Source organism: Glaesserella parasuis, from assembly GCF_002015085.1.
GTDB lineage: Bacteria > Pseudomonadota > Gammaproteobacteria > Enterobacterales > Pasteurellaceae > Glaesserella > Glaesserella parasuis.
This window is the reverse complement of record NZ_MUXW01000018.1, coordinates 1-18,318: the sequence shown is the minus strand read 5'-3', so window position 1 is coordinate 18,318 and position 18,318 is coordinate 1. Positions and strand designations below refer to the sequence as shown.

At 39.7% G+C, this 18,318-nt stretch carries 22 protein-coding genes and 2 pseudogenes; 19 read left to right on the top strand and 5 right to left on the bottom strand.

Features of this window, described 5'->3' with window-relative positions:
• The first annotated feature begins 39 nt into the window (after positions 1-39).
• The 16 genes from B0183_RS06045 (at position 40) to B0183_RS05965 (ending at position 11,046) form a co-directional block, all read left to right on the top strand.
• Positions 40-933: a hypothetical protein gene (locus B0183_RS06045; RefSeq protein WP_021109724.1), complete on the top strand. Its 894-nt coding sequence runs from the start codon at positions 40-42 to the stop codon at positions 931-933.
• Between the two features lie 148 nt (positions 934-1,081).
• A complete protein-coding gene (locus B0183_RS06040; RefSeq protein WP_005713020.1) occupies positions 1,082-1,276 on the top strand; it encodes a helix-turn-helix transcriptional regulator in 195 nt (64 codons plus the stop codon).
• 24 nt (positions 1,277-1,300) lie between these two features.
• Entirely contained in the window at positions 1,301-1,648 is a 348-nt protein-coding gene (locus B0183_RS06035; RefSeq protein WP_035491146.1) for a hypothetical protein, read from the top strand.
• Entirely contained in the window at positions 1,639-1,845 is a 207-nt protein-coding gene (locus tag B0183_RS06030) for a hypothetical protein (protein ID WP_035491143.1), read from the top strand. The genes B0183_RS06035 and B0183_RS06030 overlap by 10 nt, the downstream gene beginning before the upstream one ends.
• Positions 1,829-2,131: a hypothetical protein gene (locus tag B0183_RS06025; protein WP_078208516.1), complete on the top strand. Its 303-nt coding sequence runs from the start codon at positions 1,829-1,831 to the stop codon at positions 2,129-2,131. Before B0183_RS06030 ends, B0183_RS06025 begins: the two co-directional genes overlap by 17 nt.
• Positions 2,121-2,594, top strand: coding sequence for a hypothetical protein (locus B0183_RS06020; RefSeq protein ID WP_026916866.1), 474 nt, complete (start codon positions 2,121-2,123; stop codon positions 2,592-2,594). Before B0183_RS06025 ends, B0183_RS06020 begins: the two co-directional genes overlap by 11 nt.
• Complete coding sequence (locus B0183_RS06015; protein WP_016527745.1) at positions 2,582-2,995, top strand: terminase small subunit; 414 nt, start codon at positions 2,582-2,584, stop codon at positions 2,993-2,995. Before B0183_RS06020 ends, B0183_RS06015 begins: the two co-directional genes overlap by 13 nt.
• A 214-nt stretch (positions 2,996-3,209) precedes the next feature.
• Positions 3,210-4,172, top strand: a complete 963-nt coding sequence (locus tag B0183_RS12710) for a host cell division inhibitor Icd-like protein (RefSeq protein WP_234802039.1) — start codon at positions 3,210-3,212, stop codon at positions 4,170-4,172.
• The gene (locus tag B0183_RS06005; protein ID WP_078208515.1) at positions 4,165-4,437 is read left to right on the top strand and encodes a hypothetical protein; all 273 of its coding nucleotides are present in this window, start codon (positions 4,165-4,167) and stop codon (positions 4,435-4,437) included. Before B0183_RS12710 ends, B0183_RS06005 begins: the two co-directional genes overlap by 8 nt.
• A complete protein-coding gene (locus tag B0183_RS06000) occupies positions 4,430-4,738 on the top strand; it encodes a hypothetical protein (RefSeq protein ID WP_035494882.1) in 309 nt (102 codons plus the stop codon). Before B0183_RS06005 ends, B0183_RS06000 begins: the two co-directional genes overlap by 8 nt.
• Positions 4,731-5,066, top strand: coding sequence for a hypothetical protein (locus tag B0183_RS05995; RefSeq protein WP_078208514.1), 336 nt, complete (start codon positions 4,731-4,733; stop codon positions 5,064-5,066). Before B0183_RS06000 ends, B0183_RS05995 begins: the two co-directional genes overlap by 8 nt.
• Positions 5,063-5,470 carry a hypothetical protein gene (locus B0183_RS05990; RefSeq protein ID WP_078208513.1) on the top strand — a complete coding sequence of 136 codons (408 nt, stop codon included), beginning with the start codon at positions 5,063-5,065 and terminating at the stop codon, positions 5,468-5,470. The genes B0183_RS05995 and B0183_RS05990 overlap by 4 nt, the downstream gene beginning before the upstream one ends.
• The gene (locus tag B0183_RS05985; RefSeq protein WP_078208512.1) at positions 5,454-7,640 is read left to right on the top strand and encodes a DUF927 domain-containing protein; all 2,187 of its coding nucleotides are present in this window, start codon (positions 5,454-5,456) and stop codon (positions 7,638-7,640) included. Before B0183_RS05990 ends, B0183_RS05985 begins: the two co-directional genes overlap by 17 nt.
• 722 nt (positions 7,641-8,362) lie before the next feature.
• Positions 8,363-8,641 carry a BrnT family toxin gene (locus B0183_RS05980; RefSeq protein ID WP_012621903.1) on the top strand — a complete coding sequence of 93 codons (279 nt, stop codon included), beginning with the start codon at positions 8,363-8,365 and terminating at the stop codon, positions 8,639-8,641.
• Positions 8,616-8,924 (top strand): BrnA antitoxin family protein, encoded by a 309-nt coding sequence (locus tag B0183_RS05975; protein ID WP_010787288.1) that lies wholly within the window; start codon positions 8,616-8,618, stop codon positions 8,922-8,924. The genes B0183_RS05980 and B0183_RS05975 overlap by 26 nt, the downstream gene beginning before the upstream one ends.
• Positions 8,925-9,933: 1,009 nt before the next feature.
• On the top strand, positions 9,934-11,046 hold the full coding sequence (locus tag B0183_RS05965; protein WP_078208511.1) for an AAA family ATPase: 1,113 nt from the start codon (positions 9,934-9,936) through the stop codon (positions 11,044-11,046).
• A 175-nt stretch (positions 11,047-11,221) separates the two neighbouring features.
• On the opposite strand, the gene yczE is transcribed toward B0183_RS05965, so the two are convergent.
• From yczE to purB, 5 genes and pseudogenes are all read right to left on the bottom strand, one after another.
• A complete protein-coding gene (gene yczE / locus B0183_RS05960) occupies positions 11,222-11,890 on the bottom strand; it encodes a membrane protein YczE (protein ID WP_043896519.1) in 669 nt (222 codons plus the stop codon).
• Positions 11,883-13,064, bottom strand: a complete 1,182-nt coding sequence (locus tag B0183_RS05955) for a lipoprotein-releasing ABC transporter permease subunit (protein ID WP_021112556.1) — start codon at positions 13,062-13,064, stop codon at positions 11,883-11,885. Before B0183_RS05955 ends, yczE begins: the two co-directional genes overlap by 8 nt.
• Before the next feature lie 84 nt (positions 13,065-13,148).
• Positions 13,149-13,691 carry a superoxide dismutase family protein gene (gene sodC, locus B0183_RS05950; protein ID WP_021111642.1) on the bottom strand — a complete coding sequence of 181 codons (543 nt, stop codon included), beginning with the start codon at positions 13,689-13,691 and terminating at the stop codon, positions 13,149-13,151.
• Between the two features lie 24 nt (positions 13,692-13,715).
• Positions 13,716-14,662 (bottom strand): annotated as a pseudogene (locus tag B0183_RS05945) (2-hydroxyacid dehydrogenase).
• A gap of 147 nt (positions 14,663-14,809) precedes the next feature.
• Complete coding sequence (gene purB, locus B0183_RS05940; protein WP_071610340.1) at positions 14,810-16,177, bottom strand: adenylosuccinate lyase; 1,368 nt, start codon at positions 16,175-16,177, stop codon at positions 14,810-14,812.
• Positions 16,178-16,407: 230 nt separating this feature from the next.
• On the opposite strand from purB, the gene B0183_RS05935 reads away from it, so the two are divergent.
• The 3 genes and pseudogenes from B0183_RS05935 to B0183_RS05925 all read left to right on the top strand — a co-directional run.
• Positions 16,408-16,590, top strand: coding sequence for a hypothetical protein (locus B0183_RS05935; RefSeq protein ID WP_005710756.1), 183 nt, complete (start codon positions 16,408-16,410; stop codon positions 16,588-16,590).
• 134 nt (positions 16,591-16,724) lie between these two features.
• Positions 16,725-17,399: a hypothetical protein gene (locus tag B0183_RS05930; RefSeq protein WP_075630430.1), complete on the top strand. Its 675-nt coding sequence runs from the start codon at positions 16,725-16,727 to the stop codon at positions 17,397-17,399.
• Positions 17,384-17,914 (top strand): annotated as a pseudogene (locus tag B0183_RS05925) (Rossmann-fold NAD(P)-binding domain-containing protein); the annotation flags it as partial. The gene B0183_RS05930 and the pseudogene B0183_RS05925, both read left to right, overlap by 16 nt.
• Positions 17,915-18,318: the final 404 nt, after the last annotated feature.

Below are 18,318 nucleotides of genomic sequence, written 5' to 3'. Positions count from 1 at the left end.
AGATTTTTGGCGGAAATTGACCGCTTGTAAGGGGAATGTATGAGTTATCTTCAAGATTTAAAAACTAAATATGTAAATTCAGGATCGCAATTTTCTGAACTTGCCTATTTTCTATTTGATGAAATAGATTATATATTTGATAAAACAACGAATGAGGAAACGTTAAGACTGTTAAACGGTAACGGATTTTCTAATTATATACATGAGATAGTTAAGAAAATCGAATTTAGAAAACAAATAGAATATATTGATAAACTAACAAAAAATGACCCTGTTTTTAGAGGTGTGTTTTTTAATGGTAATATACTTGATGTTACACAAGCACAAAAATACATAACAGACAATTCTAAAGAATTTAAAATTGAATTATCCGATATTGTATTATCAGTTATTGATGAAATGAGTTGTACGCCTTTTAACGAGACATTGAAGGGGTATGAATTAATAGGATTTATTGCTCTTTACTGGTTGCAAAAGGCAATAAAAATATCGAATAAAGAAGTTATTAAAATTCAAACAGGGAAACACTGCAAACAACTTCAAAAAACCATGATCCACAACAAAGGCGAGGCAATGAAATTTTGTTTATTGTCAGCAGAAGCAGTTATTCAAGCACATCACTTAAGACATTTAAAAATTTACAGAACCTTAATAGAAACAGCTAAGTATCTAATAGAAAAAGCTAAAATAGAGCACAATGACGAAATTGCAAGAAAGGCAATATCAGATAATGCAAAAAATGCAGTAAGCAAAAGGCATAGTAAAACTAATGAATTAAGGAAACAAGCAATTGAAGAATATAAAGCTGAAAGTGCACGATATATGGAGCAGAATATTAGGTTAAGTAAAAATCATTTTGCTGAACAGTTCGCTTTAAAACATAATCTAAACTACGGTACAGTTCGTAATAATTGGCTAAAAGGAAAAGTATAAATAGTTTAGTTCCCTGTCTTTTACAAGTAATGCCCTAGCTTTTACAAGTAACGCCCTGACTTCTACAAGTACAGGGCATTTTTTTTGCCTAAAACACGCCCACAATACGCCCCGAATACAAAAACAACAACGCAAAGGAGCGTAAAAGATGGAAACATTAAACCCAACCCAAACCACCCACCAAAAACAATTGCTTGATGTTCAAGAAGTGAAAGCTATCACAGGGCATTCAGTCACCACTATTTACAAATACGTCAAGGAGGGCATTTTCCCACAACCTAAAAAATGTGGCCGTTCCACTCGTTGGAGATTGGCGGACATTATGGAATATGTAAACAGCTAAGGCACATTCACGAGGTAACATCTTATGAAACAGCTTATTTATCCAACCCGAAAAGCAAAATCTATCACCGCACTACTAGAACACCCACAAGGCATAAGTGGGCGAGAGATTGATTTTAAATACTTCATCAATAGCGGACGCAATGAGGTGACGGAATTACCAAGACTACACAATATTGCCATTCACAAAACCGAAAGACCAAACCAATACGGAACAGGGACTTACACCATTTACAGCTTCCCTAATGCAAAAGAAGCCTTGAAAGCTATCACCTTGCTAAATGGTGAGCGTGCTAAATGTGGTTTACCAATGCTGACTGAGTACGAAACACAACGCTATTTATCACAGTTTAAGGGGGAAGAATGCGAGTAAATAAAAACCTGCTCACTGAGCAACAGGAGCAAATCAACGAAGCGATTAAATTATTAGAAGCCTGTATCTACGGGGCAGTATTAGGTAGCGAGGGCGAGCCACTTACACAAACTGAAATCATTGAAGCAGTGATTGAAATGCTGAAAGGAGAAGATCGGTACTACGCTGAAGAGGTAGCAAATGACCGCAGTAATTAAATGCGTAATTGCCAAAATGAACCCTCTTGTAATGGATATGGCAATTAAGCACTACATTGAAAACGGCTCTAAAACGCCTCTATTCACGTTTAAGAGCTTGTATTCAGATGATGAACCTTACCCATTAGATGAATTGCTAATCGTGTTATCTGAGCGAATAGAAACGCTAGCGAGGGAATTTAAAGCAATGCCAAGCGATAGCCTATTACTTCAGTTATCGCCACTACGGAAGAAGTTTGATGCGTTGTACAAGATTTCAGTTAAGGAGCAAAACAATGACAAATAACGAACAAGAAAAAACACTTAAATATGACCTATCACCCCAAGGGATTGGCGAGCTAATGAAAGCACCGATTAAAGCAACGTTAAGCAGTTTAGATTTTCCCTATATTCGCATTGAGCAACAACAAGACGACAACGGCAAACCGTTTTATATCGGTATTTTGTGGTTAGAAATGGGCGATCAAATCATAATTGAAATGGCGGGAGCCACCGCATTTAAAGAAGCTCTAGCAATTATTGCTTATCAACAACAAGCCACCCAAACACCGTTACTGATTGATGATGAAGTGGCGGACAGTATCAGATATTTCTACGAGCATTCTCAATACGGTGACGGCGTAAATCCATTGATTGAACACTACACAGGTAATGAAATCACGTTGGAAATGATGGCTAAGGCTAATCGCAAACAAGTAGATTTGCTCTTTATGGAAAAACGCATTAAGGGGGAGCAATGCCAACCTTAGACAGACCAAAGCAAGAAAATTTTGCTCAGTATTTTGTTGAAACTGGCAACGCAAGCGAAGCCTATCGCAAGGCTTATAAAGCGGATGGAATGAAACCCGAAACGGTTCACCGCAAAGCAAAAGAGCTAATGGATAACGGCAAGATTACGGCAAGGATTGAGGAACTACAAGCTGAACACATAGAGCGACACAAACTGACAGTAGATGATTTACTAGATGAGCTAGAGGTAGCCAGAGAAAAGGCTTTAGAACGTGAGCAGTTAAGCGTTGCAGTATCAGCCACAATGGGAAAAGCAAAGTTACTAGGGTTAGATAAGCAAGTTATCAACCATACAAGCTCTGACGGCTCACTTCGCCCTACGGTTATTGAGTTGGTAGCACCAAATGAAAGTACAGCCTAGGGTTTTACTCAAAAATGAGAAAAACACTAGAACCTGAGAAAACCTGAGATTTAATGAACTTTCGCCACCTTAATTTTAAGGAGGCTAAATATATCGACGAACAAGGCAAAGCTAGAACAATCTGCCTTGTATTTCTTACGCAATCATTTGCCAATGGTGGCATAAAACAAAGCCCCTTAGCCTAAACACTAAGGGGCAATGGGGTAACATACTTATGAAAAACCATATTGTAAACATCAATAGAGATATTACTCTATTTCATTTAAAAATCAATCTTAATGAAAACATTTCACTTTACAAAATGCTAAGTGAGATTTATTCTGTTCACGTTGTAGCAAAATCTACAACCGAGCCTCAGAACTCGAACGATTTATACTTGGCGAATAGCACGCCCCAAGCGTGTTTTTTTATTCGTAGCACACGCACACCTAAAGAAAACACAGCCCCGAAAAATCGGGAGAGTGGTTTTCTCTCAATGGTAGCGTGTAATGGGAAAGGTTTCGCCCTTTGCTGTGTTCCAAGTATCGCAGTTTCTGAGCCCGTTACACGTTACCGCCCAAACCCTCAGAAGTTTAGCGGTAGCCTTCATAAATCATACTTGGAGCTATCAAAAATGATCTACAAATTCCTATGCTTAAACCGCACTAAGCACACCTACAACCAAGAAACCTTATACATTCAAGCCGACAGCGAAGAGCAAGCACGCTTACAGCTATCTGCGGACTATCGCCTATTGCTTGACCGTCCTATTGCAAAATTCAGAACAAATCAGACCGCTTGCCCAACCCCTGAACAAAATAACAGCTTGCCAAAAGTAAGCCGTTACGGGTATGATGATTGCACTACTACATACGAGGGCAACCGCAACCCTAATACAAGCGGTATTTTTTTATCTCAAATTTACACTTCTTTAGGCAAACACTGCCCGAAAAGTATCGAATTTGCGGTAAGGTTGATAAGCCGAGATAAGCCGAGTAATCGGACGAATAAGGCTAGCTATTCGTATGTAGCAGTTGAGACCTTATCGCACCCTATCAAACAGGGCGATATATCCTATTCATCACTAACTAAAACATACGACACTATGAAAAAACCAACCCAAACCCCAAGCGGAAACACCGCCCGAAATGTATCTATTGCCCTTTCATTTGCGACAAAAGGGGGCGTATATGCGTAATCAAAACAAAATCCCAACTCACTATGCTTTAGAGCAAGGCAAAGTAGGCAATATCCACCGTTACGCAGACTATGCTAAGTCAATTCTAACGCTTATTTCACACGATTATTCAGACGGAATGGACGGCGAAAGTGATGATTTTTTCACTAACCATAAAACCATTAGAACAGCCTTAGATGCAGTCAATCATTTCATTGAAGAAATCGAAGAAAACAGCAAAGACGGTGTATATATCAGCTTGAGAAAAGGGGGTGAAAATGAATAACCCATACCAACTCACAGGCTACACCGCCAACGGCAGAAGAACGCTACTAGGCACATTCGACAAGCACGGGCAAGCGGTGGCGGAAATGCAATCACGAAAAGCCGACCCTATGAATGTTTATATTGAATTTCGCATTGCTAAGGTTTACCAGTATCAAATCAACTGCTTCAACGACAAAGGCGAGCTAGTCAAATGTGGCATATACCAAGCCAAAGCACAGGCAGACCTAGCCTATCAAACGCTAAAGGCACAATACAAAGCCGTTGAAATGGTTTACATAGGAGGGCTAGGCGATGAGTAACATTCAGCACATCAAAATCCCTTTATCGTTGTTGGACCGAATGAACGTAGACCACGCGCGCATAAATGCCCAAATTAACGCAATGGCGGATAATCCGACCGCTTACACAGGTGAGGTATTAAAACACGCCCTAAGCGTTATTCAGTGGCATTTAAGCGAACAATCGGAGCAGTTGGAGGTTTTGCAAAGACACGCCCACAGAATTAATTGCTTGATTGATAAAACGGACGAGATTTTAAGCGAACAGGAAGCTAAACAAGCCTTTACAGCAAAATCTTATGAAACATTAAATCGACAAGATGAGCAGTTACTAAGGGGGAATGTATGAGCAAAGAATTAAACTGGGATAACTTCAGCGAAGCCGAAAAGGACGCTATCGCAATCGCTTACAAGAATATGCTAGACGGCACAGAGGAGCCGATATTTCCACGTTGCCATATTCTTTTTGACACACTCAGCGAGCTATTAGCCGATGTCTCAATAGTAAACCCTGAGCTATCGAGCCGTTTATGTGGTGAGTTGCAATGTATCGCTAAAGTGTTGCTAGAGCTTCCGCCAAGTCTGGCAAATCAAGAGGATATGAGCGACGAAGAAGTACAGAAAACGCTATTGCAAAACATTGTGGCTAGCTTTGTTGCTCGTCAATTTCATCAAATCATTGCTCAATGCAACACAGCTAGCCAAATGGCAGTAATGGGCTTAACAGGGGGCGAAAATGAAAGTATTCACTAAGCTAAAAAACGCCCCAAATATGAAACTGCAAAAACCTAATGCGGAGAATGCCTATATCATTATCGGCTCTCAAGCGTGGGATTTTGCCAAAGCTCCACCAGCTGAACGCACACAGGGAGAGATAGCACTTGATGATGTGTTACCACAGGGCGAGAAATCGCCCCCTATTGTGCTTACTGCTGAGGTTTTGGAAAACGTTCATCAATACCGCATAGCACCTAAAAAGGCTTATATCATCACGATACAGCGAGCTAATCACGGTGAAGATGTAAGCGGTGAGATCATGGATAAACTTTGCTTAAACCTTGCTAACAACACACAGGCTAAAATCATTCACTACATTGACGAAGCCGAGCAACACCTTGAAGATTTAAGCGGATATATCGAACGCATTCGACAAGGTGAAGCAATGGCGGAAAACGTGGCGGAAGTGACCGCTAGCGATGATGTGAATGCTGACATAGATAAACATAAGCCTTATGTAGAAAAACGCACAGAAAACGGCGTAGAGGGGCTTTATCGCATTACCCCGAAATATGACAAGGATACAGGCGAACTGCTATCAGAGCGTACAGAATGGCTTTCTGATGTGATTTCTGTAGTAGGTATAGGGCAAAGTGAAGCTGAACATTATCTCGTGCTAGAGTGGACGCCTGAGGGCAAATCGCAACCAGTCAAAGAGGCGTTATCCTTGGGGGATTTAGGCGAACGGGAGGGATGGCGACAGCTCAAAGCAAAAGGGCTACGCTTAACTACTCGCACCTACCTACGCAACGAGCTAGCGGACTATTTACAAAGTAGCGGTAAGCGTACCCTATGGCACATCACCAACGCTACAGGGTGGCATAATGGGGCTTATATTTTGCCAAATGGGGAAGTATTAGGCGAACCTGAAACACCCGTGCTATTTAATCGTCAATCCGCCACCGCCAGTGGATACGACACCAAAGGCACAATAGAGAGCTGGAGGCAAGAGATCGCCGATAACGTGCGAGTTAATCCCTCTATGATGTTAAGTATTGCTTGCGCTTTATCTGCCCCGATAATGAACATCATAGAGGCTGAGAGCTTTGGAGTTCACTTATTCGGTGGCTCAACCGCAGGCAAAACCACCACCGCTAACATTGCCAGCAGTCTATACGGACACCCTGACAAAATCCGTTTATCGTGGAACGCAACCGCTTTAGGGCTAATGAATGAGGCATCGGCAAGAAATGATAACTTTATGCCACTTGATGAAGTTGGGCAATCATCAACTTATAAGAGCGTTGAGCAAACCTCTTACGCTTTATTTAATGGCGTGGGGAAAATACAGGGAGCGAAAGACGGTGGTAATAGAGAGCTTCAACGGTGGCGGATTATGGTATTTTCTACGGGGGAGCTGGATATAGAGGGCTATTTATCTATGGGAGGCATTAAGATAAAAGCAGGGCAATTAGTCCGCTTGCTGAATGTGCCTATCACAAGGGCGAAAGTCTATCATTCATTCCCTGACGGCAAGGCACACGCCGACCACTTGAATTATGCGAGCAAGCAACACTACGGAGCCGTTGGCAGGGCGTGGATTGAGTGGCTAACAGTGGCGGACAATCAGAAAACACTGATTAGCGTTCATAGCCAAATAAAAGCCAAGTGGCTAGACCGCTTGCCAAGTGACGCAAGTCCACAGGTTCAACGAGTGGCCAGCCGTTTCGCTATCCTTGAAACCGCTTTACAGCTAGCGAGCTTTCTCACAGGGTGGGACACTTCCGCCAACGGTGAAGCCTTACTACACTGCTTCAATGAATGGATTAATATATTCGGGCTACATAGCCAAGAAGAGAAACAAATCATTGAGCAGGTGAACGGCTGGCTATTAGCAAATGCTGAGGGGCGGTTTATCGAATACCCAAACAACCCCGAACAGCGAGCCATCTCGAATATCGCAGGCTATAAAATCATTCCTCAACGAGATAATGAGATAGAGCACTTTTATCTGTATCCATTAGCCTTTGAGGAAGCGATAAAGGGACACGCAAAGGAGCAGGCTTGTAAAATCCTATCAGATAAAGGAATGCTATCTAAGGGCGAAAATGGCTATAGATACTTAGTAAGAATACCAAGCAGGATAGATCCGAAACGTACAAGATGTTATCTCGTTTTCCCACTTGTTGAAAGTGATGAAGCATAAAAACCATAACAAACCATATCATTAAGTGCTTTTTGTGGTCTGTATGCTACATTGATGATTTAAGAGCTTTCCAGAGATGGTTAGCTCTTTTTTTATCTTTGCAAAAAAAATTTTTTTTCATGCGCGTAGTTTTTTAGTAGTCCAATTAGTCCAAAATACCTATTAAAAAAATAATATCTTTATTTATCAATATATTACATAAAATTCATTGGACTAATTTGGGGTCGTTTTGGACTAATTTTGGGGCATTTTGGACTAATTTTGGGGCATTTTGGACTACTCAAAAAATGAACAATAAGAGTATTTTGTTAGTTTTGGACTAATTTTGGACTACATTGGACTACTCGATTAGTCCAAAAAATGCCACTTAAGTGTTTGATTTTAAAGGATTGGACTAATTGGACTAATTGGACTACTGTTTTTTACTAAATATAAAAAAATTTTTTTGAAACAGTAAAAGTGGCGGAGGGGTGGCGTTTTGGTTTCTGCGGATAATATCCCTTTTTATGCTACACATTTTGGCGGAATTTCGGAGCAGTACGTGCGTGTGAGGAGTAACGCAAGTAAGGCTGTTTTGACTGAGTGAATGGAAAGCTACTATTAACTACTACTAACTACTCAATACTAACAACGCTGATAAAGTCTACAAATGACTACAAAAGATTGAAATTATATTATAATGTAGTTACAATAAAATAACTTTAACCCCATAAATAGCCGTTATGCTGATTAATTATGACCCTAACAAAAGCAATAAGAACATCACTGAAAGAGGATTATCTTTTGATGAAGTGGCTTTTTTTGAATGGAAAACGGCAATCATCAAACAAGACGAACGTTTTCATTATCCAGAGCCTAGATTTGTGGCTGTTGGCTTTTTAAAAGGGCGGTTACACGTTCTTTGTTTTACGCCAATTCAGAACGGCGTAAGGGTTATTAGTTTTCGCAAAGCAAACAAAAGAGAGGTAAAACACTATGAAGCAATACAATCATCTAACTGATTTTGACGGGGAAGTAAGAGAGTTACAGGCTGACGACCTCCATCAATTCAAACCAATCAAAGATGTATTACCCTTAGATTTTGTGAATTTAGTCACCACACATCAAAACGAAATGGAACGGCAAGGAAAAATTAAAACAGGCAGAGGGAAGCAAAAGAAACCGACAAAACAAGCTATCACATTGAGGCTATCACCTGAAGTTATAGAAGCGTTTAAATCAACGGGGCAAGGTTGGCAAACAAGGATTAATGAAGTCTTATTGAAGCATATTCAAACAGTGTAGATGGCAATTTAAAATATATCAGAGATAACAGAGGTAAACCTTACATTTTTTGAATGTAGGGCTTTTTTGTGGGCTTTAAGAATTAGGGGCTTTATACAAAATTATACATAGGAAATATAATTATATATTTGCTCCAAATAAAAAGGTACTCCCGACGGGGTGGGGCTTTCCACGGGGTTACGGGCTCGTGGTTTTCGGCAATTTTTCGGGGTTCTAGCCATCATCATCTTTTGATTAAAAGTGAATAGTTATGCCTAGAATGATGGCGGTAGATGTTGAATTTGCTGATACTGGTTTTCTTCAGTCTCTTAAAATTGCAAGGCGTGTTATTTTAAGTAAATGGATTATCCTAAAATTAAATCATTTCCTCAATTTTGAGGAGATGACACCGAAGCATAGTTATATCACCATAGTAAAAAGTGAACTTTCTTCACCTGATCCGCCAATTTTAAAAACAACCCTATACAAGTGATAAACTTCAAAATGCTGTAGTGTTTAGCCGCTAAAAAATGATTAAATAATAATCTATTTATAGGCGTTTTTTTATTATAGGGGTACGTTTAGGGGTATGATTTAGGGTTTAAATATAAAATAACCTTTTATTTCAATATGTTACATTGCTTGAATGTATCCGACCACTGCACCAACATTCAATTAAACCGCTCTTTAGCGGTTTTTTATTTCTTATTTTTTCTTACATTTTCATACAATAGCACCTTACCGCACAAGGCTTCAAGCTACTTTCTAATTTTTGAAATTGCAAAAGTGTGGACAGGTAGTGTTTTGGTTTTGGCTGATAAATTCCCTTTTTAACTGCAGGTTTTGGTGAAGTGAATGAAAACCTACTATTAACCACTACTAACTACTCAATACTAGCAGGACTGATAAAGTCTATAAATGACTATAAACAGTTGAGATTGTTACAGCCGTTTATTTAGGTTTATGTTGATTTATACAAAATTATACATAGAATGTATAATTATACTTTCATCATATAATTCTATCTAAAATGAAAAGAACAGACCCTTTATATTTCCCAAGAAGTGAACTTGCTCAACGCCTTTTGACTAGCTTAAAAGATGGCATTACACACGCATTGACACTTTTCGCCCCTCGAAGAATGGGCAAAACTCAGTTTTTACTAAATGACATTCAACCCAAAGCAGAAGATATGGGCTTTAATGTTTTCTATTTCAGCTTTATGGATCAGGCAAATGACAGCAAAATACAACAAGCCTTTGTTTATGCCTTGCTTGATTTTCTAAACGACATCACACAGGGAAAAAGCAAGCTAATAGATACGCTGAAAAACATCAAAAGCCTTGATATTTTGGGCGTAGGCGTAGAATTAAATGATAAGGAAGAACAAGCACAAATCAACCTTAGCAGACTGTTAAACGAGATCGCAGAGAAGAGCGAAAAGCCAGTATTAATGTTGCTCGATGAAGTCCAAGAATTAGCACGAAGCAAAGGGAATGATGGGCTTATTCGTTCATTAAGAACAGGGCTAGATGTAAACCAGTCAAAAATTAAAGTGATTTTTACGGGAAGCAGTACAAACGGATTAAAGGCAATGTTTAACGATAACAAAGCCCCATTCTTTCATTTTGCCCACGTCTTGAATTTTCCGCATTTAGATAAAGCCTTTACGGACTTTTTGGCAGATATTTATTATCAACGCACGGGAAAACAGCTAGATAAAATCGCATTCTATCAAGCCTTTGAACGCCTTCATTTTACCCCGTTATATATGCGTGCTATTGCTCAAGATATGATTATTAACCCTGATTTAACGCTAGATGAAGCGATAAAGTACCGCCTATCACAAATGGAAGAACAAGGCGGAATTGCTAGCCAATGGCAACGTTTATCAGAGATAGAACGCCAATTATTGAAGCTAATCGCCAACGGTAACGGCACACCATACAGCAGGGAAACCCGTTTAATGTTGGCGGATGTAATCGGCATTGAAGACCTGACGGCAAGCACAATTCAAGGCAAGATCAAAAAACTAGAACGCAATGAGCTAATCACACGAAACATAGATAAAACGTTACAGATTAATAACCCACATTTTAAAACGTGGATAAAGGAAATGGATAGCCTTGAGCCTATCAAATAGGCTTTATCTGTTCCTGATAATTAAAAAGGTACTCCCAACGGGGTGGGGCTTTCCACGGGGTTGCGGCGGCGTGGTTTTCGGCAATTTTTGAATTTCTAAGCATCATCATCTTTGATTAAAAGTGAATGGTGACCCATAAAAGAATGGAGTACAAAAGTGCTAGTTTAGCTATTTTTTAATTATGATTAACACTTTTGCGTATTATGCCTGTTTTTTTTACACCCAAAACCATTGCCGTATATTGAATAATCCAACCCACACACAAGGCAAAAAACAAGGTGCTAATGCCGACTGTTCCGCCTAAGATAAAACCAAGCACACATACTGTCACTTCAATTGTCGTGCGAACTATCCCTACTTTCCAGCCGTATTTCTGACACATTCCGACCATTAAGCCATCTCTAGGCCCTGCACCTAAGTGGCACGAAAGGTAGAAGGTTGTGCTAATGCCAAACAGTAAAATAGCCCCTATCATTAGGATGAAGCGTGATAATAGGCTTTCGGGGGCTGGCACATATTGTACGGTTAAATCAATAAAGAGAGCGATCCAAAAAATATTGAGTAGTGTGCCTAGCCCGAAACGTAGTTGAAGTGGGATCCAAAGTAGCAGTACGATAACGCTGATAATGGCAACCACTGTGCCGATAGACAATCCCGTTTGTAACGCTACGCCTTGTGAGAAAACCGTCCACGGGCTTGAACCTAAATTTGCCAACACTAATAATCCATCAGCAATTCCCATTAGAATGGTTGCCATAGAGATCACACAGAGTGAACTGGGTTTAAGTTGCCATTGATGTTTTGCCGTCCAAGGCATTTCGGGAATAGGTGATTTTCTACTCATAGCGTAATGCTTCCGCAGGTTCGATTTTTGACGCTCGATAGGCTGGATACAGTGTGCAAACCAACGATAATACAATCGAAGAAAGTACAATCACCATGACTTGTTTTGAAACAATCTCTGTCGGCAACATCATTCCCGTAGGGTTAATTAAGCGAATAAAATCTCCTAAGTAAACCGTTGCTAACACACCAAATACTCCCCCGACTAATGCACCTATTACCCCAACAATTGCACCTTGAGCCACAAAAATTTGTGTTATTTGTCCTTTGGTTAATCCTTGGGTTTGCAAAATCGCAATTTCCCCTTGTTTATCAACCACCATTAAACTTAATGATGTCACAATATTTGAAATAGCCACGATAATAATCAGGCTAATCAATAAGCCCATCATATTTTTTTCCATTCTCACCGCTTGGAAAAATTCTCCTTTCTGTTCACGCCAATCATTAACCAGCCATTTATCAGAAGGAAATGCCGAAGGTAACTCCGTGACTAAAAAAGGATCAGTTAAAAATAAACGAACACCTTGGCTCTTGCCTTCTTCAATGCGTAACAAACGTCCAAAGTCAGCCAAATTTGCAAATAAGGTATAAGCACTCGCTTCATTATTTGAATAATAAATATCTGAAACAGTAAAAAGACGCTGAACAGGCACACGACCAAATGGAGTATATTGGCTATTTTCTGTAATCATCAAACGGATTTTATCACCCACATTTAGATCTAACTGATTGGCTAGGCGTGAACCGATCAACACATTAAAATCGCCTGCTGGTAACCGTTCTGATAAATCACTTACTTCCGTTAATAACGGATCATCACTATTTTTCTCAACGCCAATTAATTGCCCCGCATTCATGCCATGCTGACTTTGAATCATCACATTGGCACGGCTAATAGGAACAGATTTTTCCACATAAGTAGGTAAATTTAACGTCTGTTCTTTGTGCCAAGCTTCATTTATGGGTGAAATAATCGCATGGGGTAAGGTAGAAAGCAGATTGCGTTTCTGCATATTTTCTAAGCCATTCATCACAGACAGGACGATCACAAGTGCCATCACACCCAACACAATGCCTAGACTTGCAAGGTTTGTGACCAATTGACCAAAACGGTCGCCACTTTTAGAACGCCAATAGCGAAAGGCAATAAATAAAGGAGTTATTAAGTTCATAAAAATTAATACGAGTAGAAATTGGTAAAATTCTACCAAAATCTACCCGCTTGTCTTAGAGATTTCTGTTATATCAACAAAAAATTAGTTAATAACACCGCAAGCCATTCTTGCTCCGCCACCGCCAAGTGGTGCTGGGTGGTCTGAATGGTTATCACCACCTGCGTGGATCATCAGCGAGCGACCTTTAACTTCATCAAGCTCTTTCAAGCGTGGTGCAAGTACAGGGTTAGTTGCATTACCATCATGATCAACCGCTAAAGCAGGTAAATCACCTAAATGGGCTTCATCAGACCAAGGATAACCGTGTTTTTTCGCCCCTTTAGGATCCCAGTGACCGCCTGCACCTAAGCCTGCAACTAATTTTCCATCTTTCTCTTTTGGTTCACAGCTTGGGTTTTCATGAATATGGAAACCGTGTAAGCCGTGTGATAATCCTTTAAGATTTGGGGTAAATACTAAACCGTAAGGCGATTTGGTAATCGTCACTGTTCCCACATCTTTGTTGCCATTTTGTGGATCAAGCTGCTGAACTTTCACTTCAATTTGAGCAGCTGAATTTGCCATAGCTGAAGTTGAAAATCCGAAAAGTGCGGTTAAAGCAAGGGTTAAAACTGTTTTTTTCATAGGAACTCCTAAGTTAATCACAAATTATTTGCCTGTTTTGACAAATTCTTCAATATTATACGCCACTTTATTAACTAAAGTTGTGACGGCTGAATCACTCGCCCACGCAACATGTGGCGTAATCAATAAATTCGGTAAACGTTTTGCCGCTTGAATAAGCGGATTATCAATCGCTGGTGGTTCTTTGACTAACACATCTAACGCTGCCCCTGCAATTGTGCCATTTTCTAGGGCATCAAGTAAAGCAGCTTCATCGACCAAAGGGCCACGACCTGTGTTAATCAAATACGCAGTCGGTTTCATTAATGCCAAGGTCTCTGCATTAATCAGGTTTTGGGTCGTTTCAGTTAATGGGCAATGTAAAGTAACAATATCTGCTTGTTTTAACACCTCTTCAAAAGGGGTATAGCCGTCACGAATAGTCGTTGCCCCTTATGTTCTGCATAAAGCACATTCATACCAACTAACTCTGCCAAACGCCCGACTTCTGTCCCTAAACAACCTTTGCCGAACACGCCAAGGGTGGAGCCACGCACATCGGTAATCGGATAATCGACATAGCAGAACTGCCCACAAGTTGCCCAACGGTCGCTGGTGACTTGATCACGATGGTAGCTCATTAAACTGTGTTTTAATGAAAAAATCATCCCTAAAACGTGTTCTGGCACTGTCACACTGGAATAACCCGTTACATTTTTCACCGCAATGCCTAGTTCTTTTGCTGCAACGAGATCAATATTATTTGTACCTGTCGCAGTAATTGCAATAAGCTTCAGTTTAGGCAATTTCGCTAACAACTCTCGTCCAAATAATACTTTGCTAGTAATCACAATATCGGCATCTTTTGCTCGCTCGTAGGTTTCTTCAGCAGAAGTACGATCATATTCAATCCAATTATGCGGAAAAGATGGACGTGGAATGTTGTGAGTGGCAGGAATGCCTGTACGGTCAAGAAAAACGATATTCAGCATATTAGCTCCTTGTTTGAAAATAGAAAGTAAAAGTGAATATACAACAAGCGGTGCGTTTTAACAAAAAATTTACGAAACGAATAGAATATACAGTTTGAAAAGCGAAAATGTAGGACACACGCAGTGTGTCCCTACCATTAAGAAACTTTACAGCTTTTCAACAAGTTCCACCGCATAGCCAATATAGCTTGCAGGGGTCATCTGTTTTAAGCGATCTTTCTCTGCTTGTGGCAATGCCAATCCATCAATAAATTGACGCATCGCTTCACCATCTACACGTTTGCCACGGGTTAGCTCTTTAAGTTTTTCATACGGTTTTTCAATACCATAACGACGCATTACCGTTTGAATTGGCTCAGCTAACACTTCCCAGTTTTGAGCCAATTCATCTCGCAAGTGTTGTTCATTCACTTCTAACTTGCTAATTCCTTTTAAAGTAGCTGCATAAGCAATCAAAGCATAACCTAAACCTACGCCCAAATTACGCAATACGGTTGAGTCGGTTAAATCACGTTGCCAACGAGAAATCGGCAATTTTTGCCCTAAATGGTTCATCACCGCATTGGCTAAACCCAAGTTGCCTTCGGAGTTTTCAAAGTCAATTGGATTAACTTTATGTGGCATTGTAGAAGAACCAATTTCGCCTGCAATGGTGCGTTGTTTAAAGTGATTTAACGCAATATAGCCCCACATATCACGGTCAAAATCAATCACAATCGTATTAAAGCGAGAGACGCAATCAAAAAATTCTGCAATGTAATCGTGCGGTTCAATTTGAGTGGTGTATGGGTTCCAAGTTACCCCTAAAGATTGAATAAACTCTTGGCTAAAGGTGTGCCAATCAACTTCAGGGTAAGCGGATAGATGCGCATTATAATTTCCCACTGCACCGTTAATTTTTGCCAAAATCCCTAGGTTTTCTAACTGTTTATACTGACGTTTCAAACGATATGCCACGTTTGCCATCTCTTTACCAATCGTGGTTGGGCTTGCCGGCTGACCGTGCGTACGAGAAAGTAACGGAATATCTTTGTAACGATGAGCCAATTCCACAACAGCATCAATCACTTTTTTCCATTCAGGCAATAAAACTTCTTCACGAGCCGTTTTAAGCATCAAGGCGTGAGAAGTATTGTTAATGTCTTCAGAAGTACAAGCAAAGTGAATAAACTCATTGATTTTTTGCAGTTCAGGCAAGGCTTTGCACTTCTCTTTTAAGAAATACTCCACCGCTTTGACATCGTGGTTGGTCGTACGCTCAATCGTTTTAATACGCTCGGCATCTTCAATCGAAAAATGTTCGACAATTTGATTTAAGTGATCGTTTGCGTCTTTAGATAAAACTGAAACTTCGTTGATTTGTGCGTGAGAAGCCAGTTTTTGTAACCAACGAACTTCCACGGTAACACGAAATTTAAGCAAGCCAAATTCACTGAAAATAGGGCGAAGTGCAGTCGCTTTATCTTGATAACGACCATCAATAGGAGATAACGCTGTTAAAGCGGTCAGTTTCATTCAGATTTCTCCGTACATAAATAAAAATCAACTTGAGAAATGTAGCATTTTTTGCAAGGAATTTCATTAGTTAGTTGTGGTTTTATCAATTTTATATCGTATTTTGATAGTTTTCATACATAGCAAAAATAGTGAAAAGTATAATTTCTAGTCACTATACTGCTTTACTCTCTCAGTAAAACTCATTAGAACTAATAATTTCATTTTTTATATCTTTATAAGGATCGTCTATGTATTTCCGAAAATCCTCGTTAGCGTTGGCTATCTTATTATGTTTATCCCCTATTCCTGAAATGAATTATGCGAATGCTCAGACTTACACGGTTTCGGGCAACTCAGCAGATAATCGTGGCGAACACTTTCGAGCATTGCTTAATCAAGCTAATGATGGGATGGCGATATTATTCGTTTAGAAGGCGATACTCGGTTAATACGAGGTAGTGGTTTTTTTAGTTTTAATAAACAAGTCACAATTGAGGGACAAGGAAATCGCCTACATTTTGAAGGTTATGATTTATCATTAGGAAAAGATGTAACTTTTTCCAATATGAATTTATCGTTAAAGCCTAGTCGAGGTTTAGACAGTATTTTCACTTCAATAGGTTCTAAAAATTTAGAAGCGGTTCCAACTTTAATTGTAACAAATGGAAATAAATTAACCCTAGATAACGTTAGAACAAATGTTGAAAGCGAACCTACGGACACTCGCCCAATTATTTTGCTTGGGAATGGCGATACTACAAAAAGTAATAATGGACATGATACCCTGATAGTAAGAAATGCTGATCCAACAGAAACTAAACTATACTCGGTAATTATTGCTGATAGTAAAGATAGTGGCGCTAGTTCTTTTCACAGCACTACCCCAGTGACGATTGAGTTAGGGGAAAATGTGAAGTTAGTGGAAGATTTGTATTTAGCAGGGGTAGATAACGATCAATCTTATAGCCGTGAGATCAATGTAACGAGCGCCTCAAATTCAGTAACAAAAATCCTTACAGGTGAAGCAACAAATGTTTCAGTAACATTAAATAATGTAAAACCAAGTTTTAGCGGTATTTTATCCCTAGAAAATGTTAAAAATTTAACCGTGACGGGGAATAGCCAAATTACGTTAAATAAAAATTTATCTGTTGCAGACAATTTAGTTTTAGCTGATCAGGCTCAAATTAATACTGTCGCAGGTAGTGATGGGTTTGATGGTTCAATTTCGCTTACTTAGGTGATGCGCGTAACAATATGGGAAATTCCTTTGTTGAGGGGGCTGCATTAATGGGGGTGGATTTACGTTTAGTTGCACCTAAACAGTTCTTTCCTGAACAAACATTATTAGACGAAGTCGCAGAAATGGCTACGAAAACAGGGGCGAAAATTACCTGTACAGAAGATGTTGCAGAAGGGGTTAAAGGTGTTGACTTTGTCTATACGGACGTTTGGGTATCAATGGGCGAACCAAAATCCGCTTGGGAATCTCGTATCAATTTAATGAAGCCTTATCAAGTGAATGCTGAATTGATGAAATTAACGGGTAATCCAAATGTAAAATTCTTACATTGTCTACCCGCTTTCCACGATGACCAAACCCTTGTGGGTAAAGAAATTGCAGAAAAATATGGAATGAACGGATTAGAAGTAACGGATGAAGTATTTGAATCCGAAGCCTCTATTGTTTTTGATGAAGCAGAAAATCGTATGCATACGATTAAAGCGGTGATGGTGGCGACATTGGTAGGGTAGAGTAGGTGCAAAAGGGTGTTTTAATGCTAACGCATGCATGGTTTCGTGTAAAAGGGTAGAAATTCCTTGGTTTTCTGGGGTGAGCTTGTCAGAAAATTTCAGGGCATTCAAATGCACGTTACCGCCGTGACTCGCAAATCCGAGTAGGGATTCTTTCATTTCAGAAAATACAAAGTTAATGCCTGTTCCGTCTGCTAGGAATTCCTCGCTACTTTCTTGGAAGGTAATTTTAGTTTTATCTGAAATCAGTTTGAGTGAGTCTCGAATAACTTGCTTATTGTACTCATTAACGGCAACACCATTTTTATATTCAAAACCTGGAGTTTGCGCTTTTCTAGCCTCTGAGCATCATTAGCTAATAATTGATGAGTAAAGTGAGCATCCTCAATTGCGGTTATATCTTT

Coding starts and splice junctions, on each gene's coding strand:
- B0183_RS05980 (WP_012621903.1), top strand. CDS start 8,363: ATGCTGATTAATTATGACCCTAACAAAAGCAATAAGAACATCACTGAA.
- B0183_RS05965 (WP_078208511.1), top strand. CDS start 9,934: ATGAAAAGAACAGACCCTTTATATTTCCCAAGAAGTGAACTTGCTCAA.
- B0183_RS06025 (WP_078208516.1), top strand. CDS start 1,829: ATGACCGCAGTAATTAAATGCGTAATTGCCAAAATGAACCCTCTTGTA.
- B0183_RS06015 (WP_016527745.1), top strand. CDS start 2,582: ATGCCAACCTTAGACAGACCAAAGCAAGAAAATTTTGCTCAGTATTTT.
- B0183_RS06030 (WP_035491143.1), top strand. CDS start 1,639: ATGCGAGTAAATAAAAACCTGCTCACTGAGCAACAGGAGCAAATCAAC.
- B0183_RS06035 (WP_035491146.1), top strand. CDS start 1,301: ATGAAACAGCTTATTTATCCAACCCGAAAAGCAAAATCTATCACCGCA.
- B0183_RS05990 (WP_078208513.1), top strand. CDS start 5,063: ATGAGCAAAGAATTAAACTGGGATAACTTCAGCGAAGCCGAAAAGGAC.
- sodC (WP_021111642.1), bottom strand. CDS start 13,691: ATGAAAAAAACAGTTTTAACCCTTGCTTTAACCGCACTTTTCGGATTT.
- B0183_RS05930 (WP_075630430.1), top strand. CDS start 16,725: ATGAATTTATCGTTAAAGCCTAGTCGAGGTTTAGACAGTATTTTCACT.
- B0183_RS05955 (WP_021112556.1), bottom strand. CDS start 13,064: ATGAACTTAATAACTCCTTTATTTATTGCCTTTCGCTATTGGCGTTCT.
- B0183_RS05985 (WP_078208512.1), top strand. CDS start 5,454: ATGAAAGTATTCACTAAGCTAAAAAACGCCCCAAATATGAAACTGCAA.
- purB (WP_071610340.1), bottom strand. CDS start 16,177: ATGAAACTGACCGCTTTAACAGCGTTATCTCCTATTGATGGTCGTTAT.
- B0183_RS06000 (WP_035494882.1), top strand. CDS start 4,430: ATGAATAACCCATACCAACTCACAGGCTACACCGCCAACGGCAGAAGA.
- B0183_RS05975 (WP_010787288.1), top strand. CDS start 8,616: ATGAAGCAATACAATCATCTAACTGATTTTGACGGGGAAGTAAGAGAG.
- B0183_RS06005 (WP_078208515.1), top strand. CDS start 4,165: ATGCGTAATCAAAACAAAATCCCAACTCACTATGCTTTAGAGCAAGGC.
- B0183_RS05935 (WP_005710756.1), top strand. CDS start 16,408: ATGTATTTCCGAAAATCCTCGTTAGCGTTGGCTATCTTATTATGTTTA.
- B0183_RS06020 (WP_026916866.1), top strand. CDS start 2,121: ATGACAAATAACGAACAAGAAAAAACACTTAAATATGACCTATCACCC.
- B0183_RS06045 (WP_021109724.1), top strand. CDS start 40: ATGAGTTATCTTCAAGATTTAAAAACTAAATATGTAAATTCAGGATCG.
- B0183_RS06040 (WP_005713020.1), top strand. CDS start 1,082: ATGGAAACATTAAACCCAACCCAAACCACCCACCAAAAACAATTGCTT.
- B0183_RS05995 (WP_078208514.1), top strand. CDS start 4,731: ATGAGTAACATTCAGCACATCAAAATCCCTTTATCGTTGTTGGACCGA.
- B0183_RS12710 (WP_234802039.1), top strand. CDS start 3,210: ATGAAAAACCATATTGTAAACATCAATAGAGATATTACTCTATTTCAT.
- yczE (WP_043896519.1), bottom strand. CDS start 11,890: ATGAGTAGAAAATCACCTATTCCCGAAATGCCTTGGACGGCAAAACAT.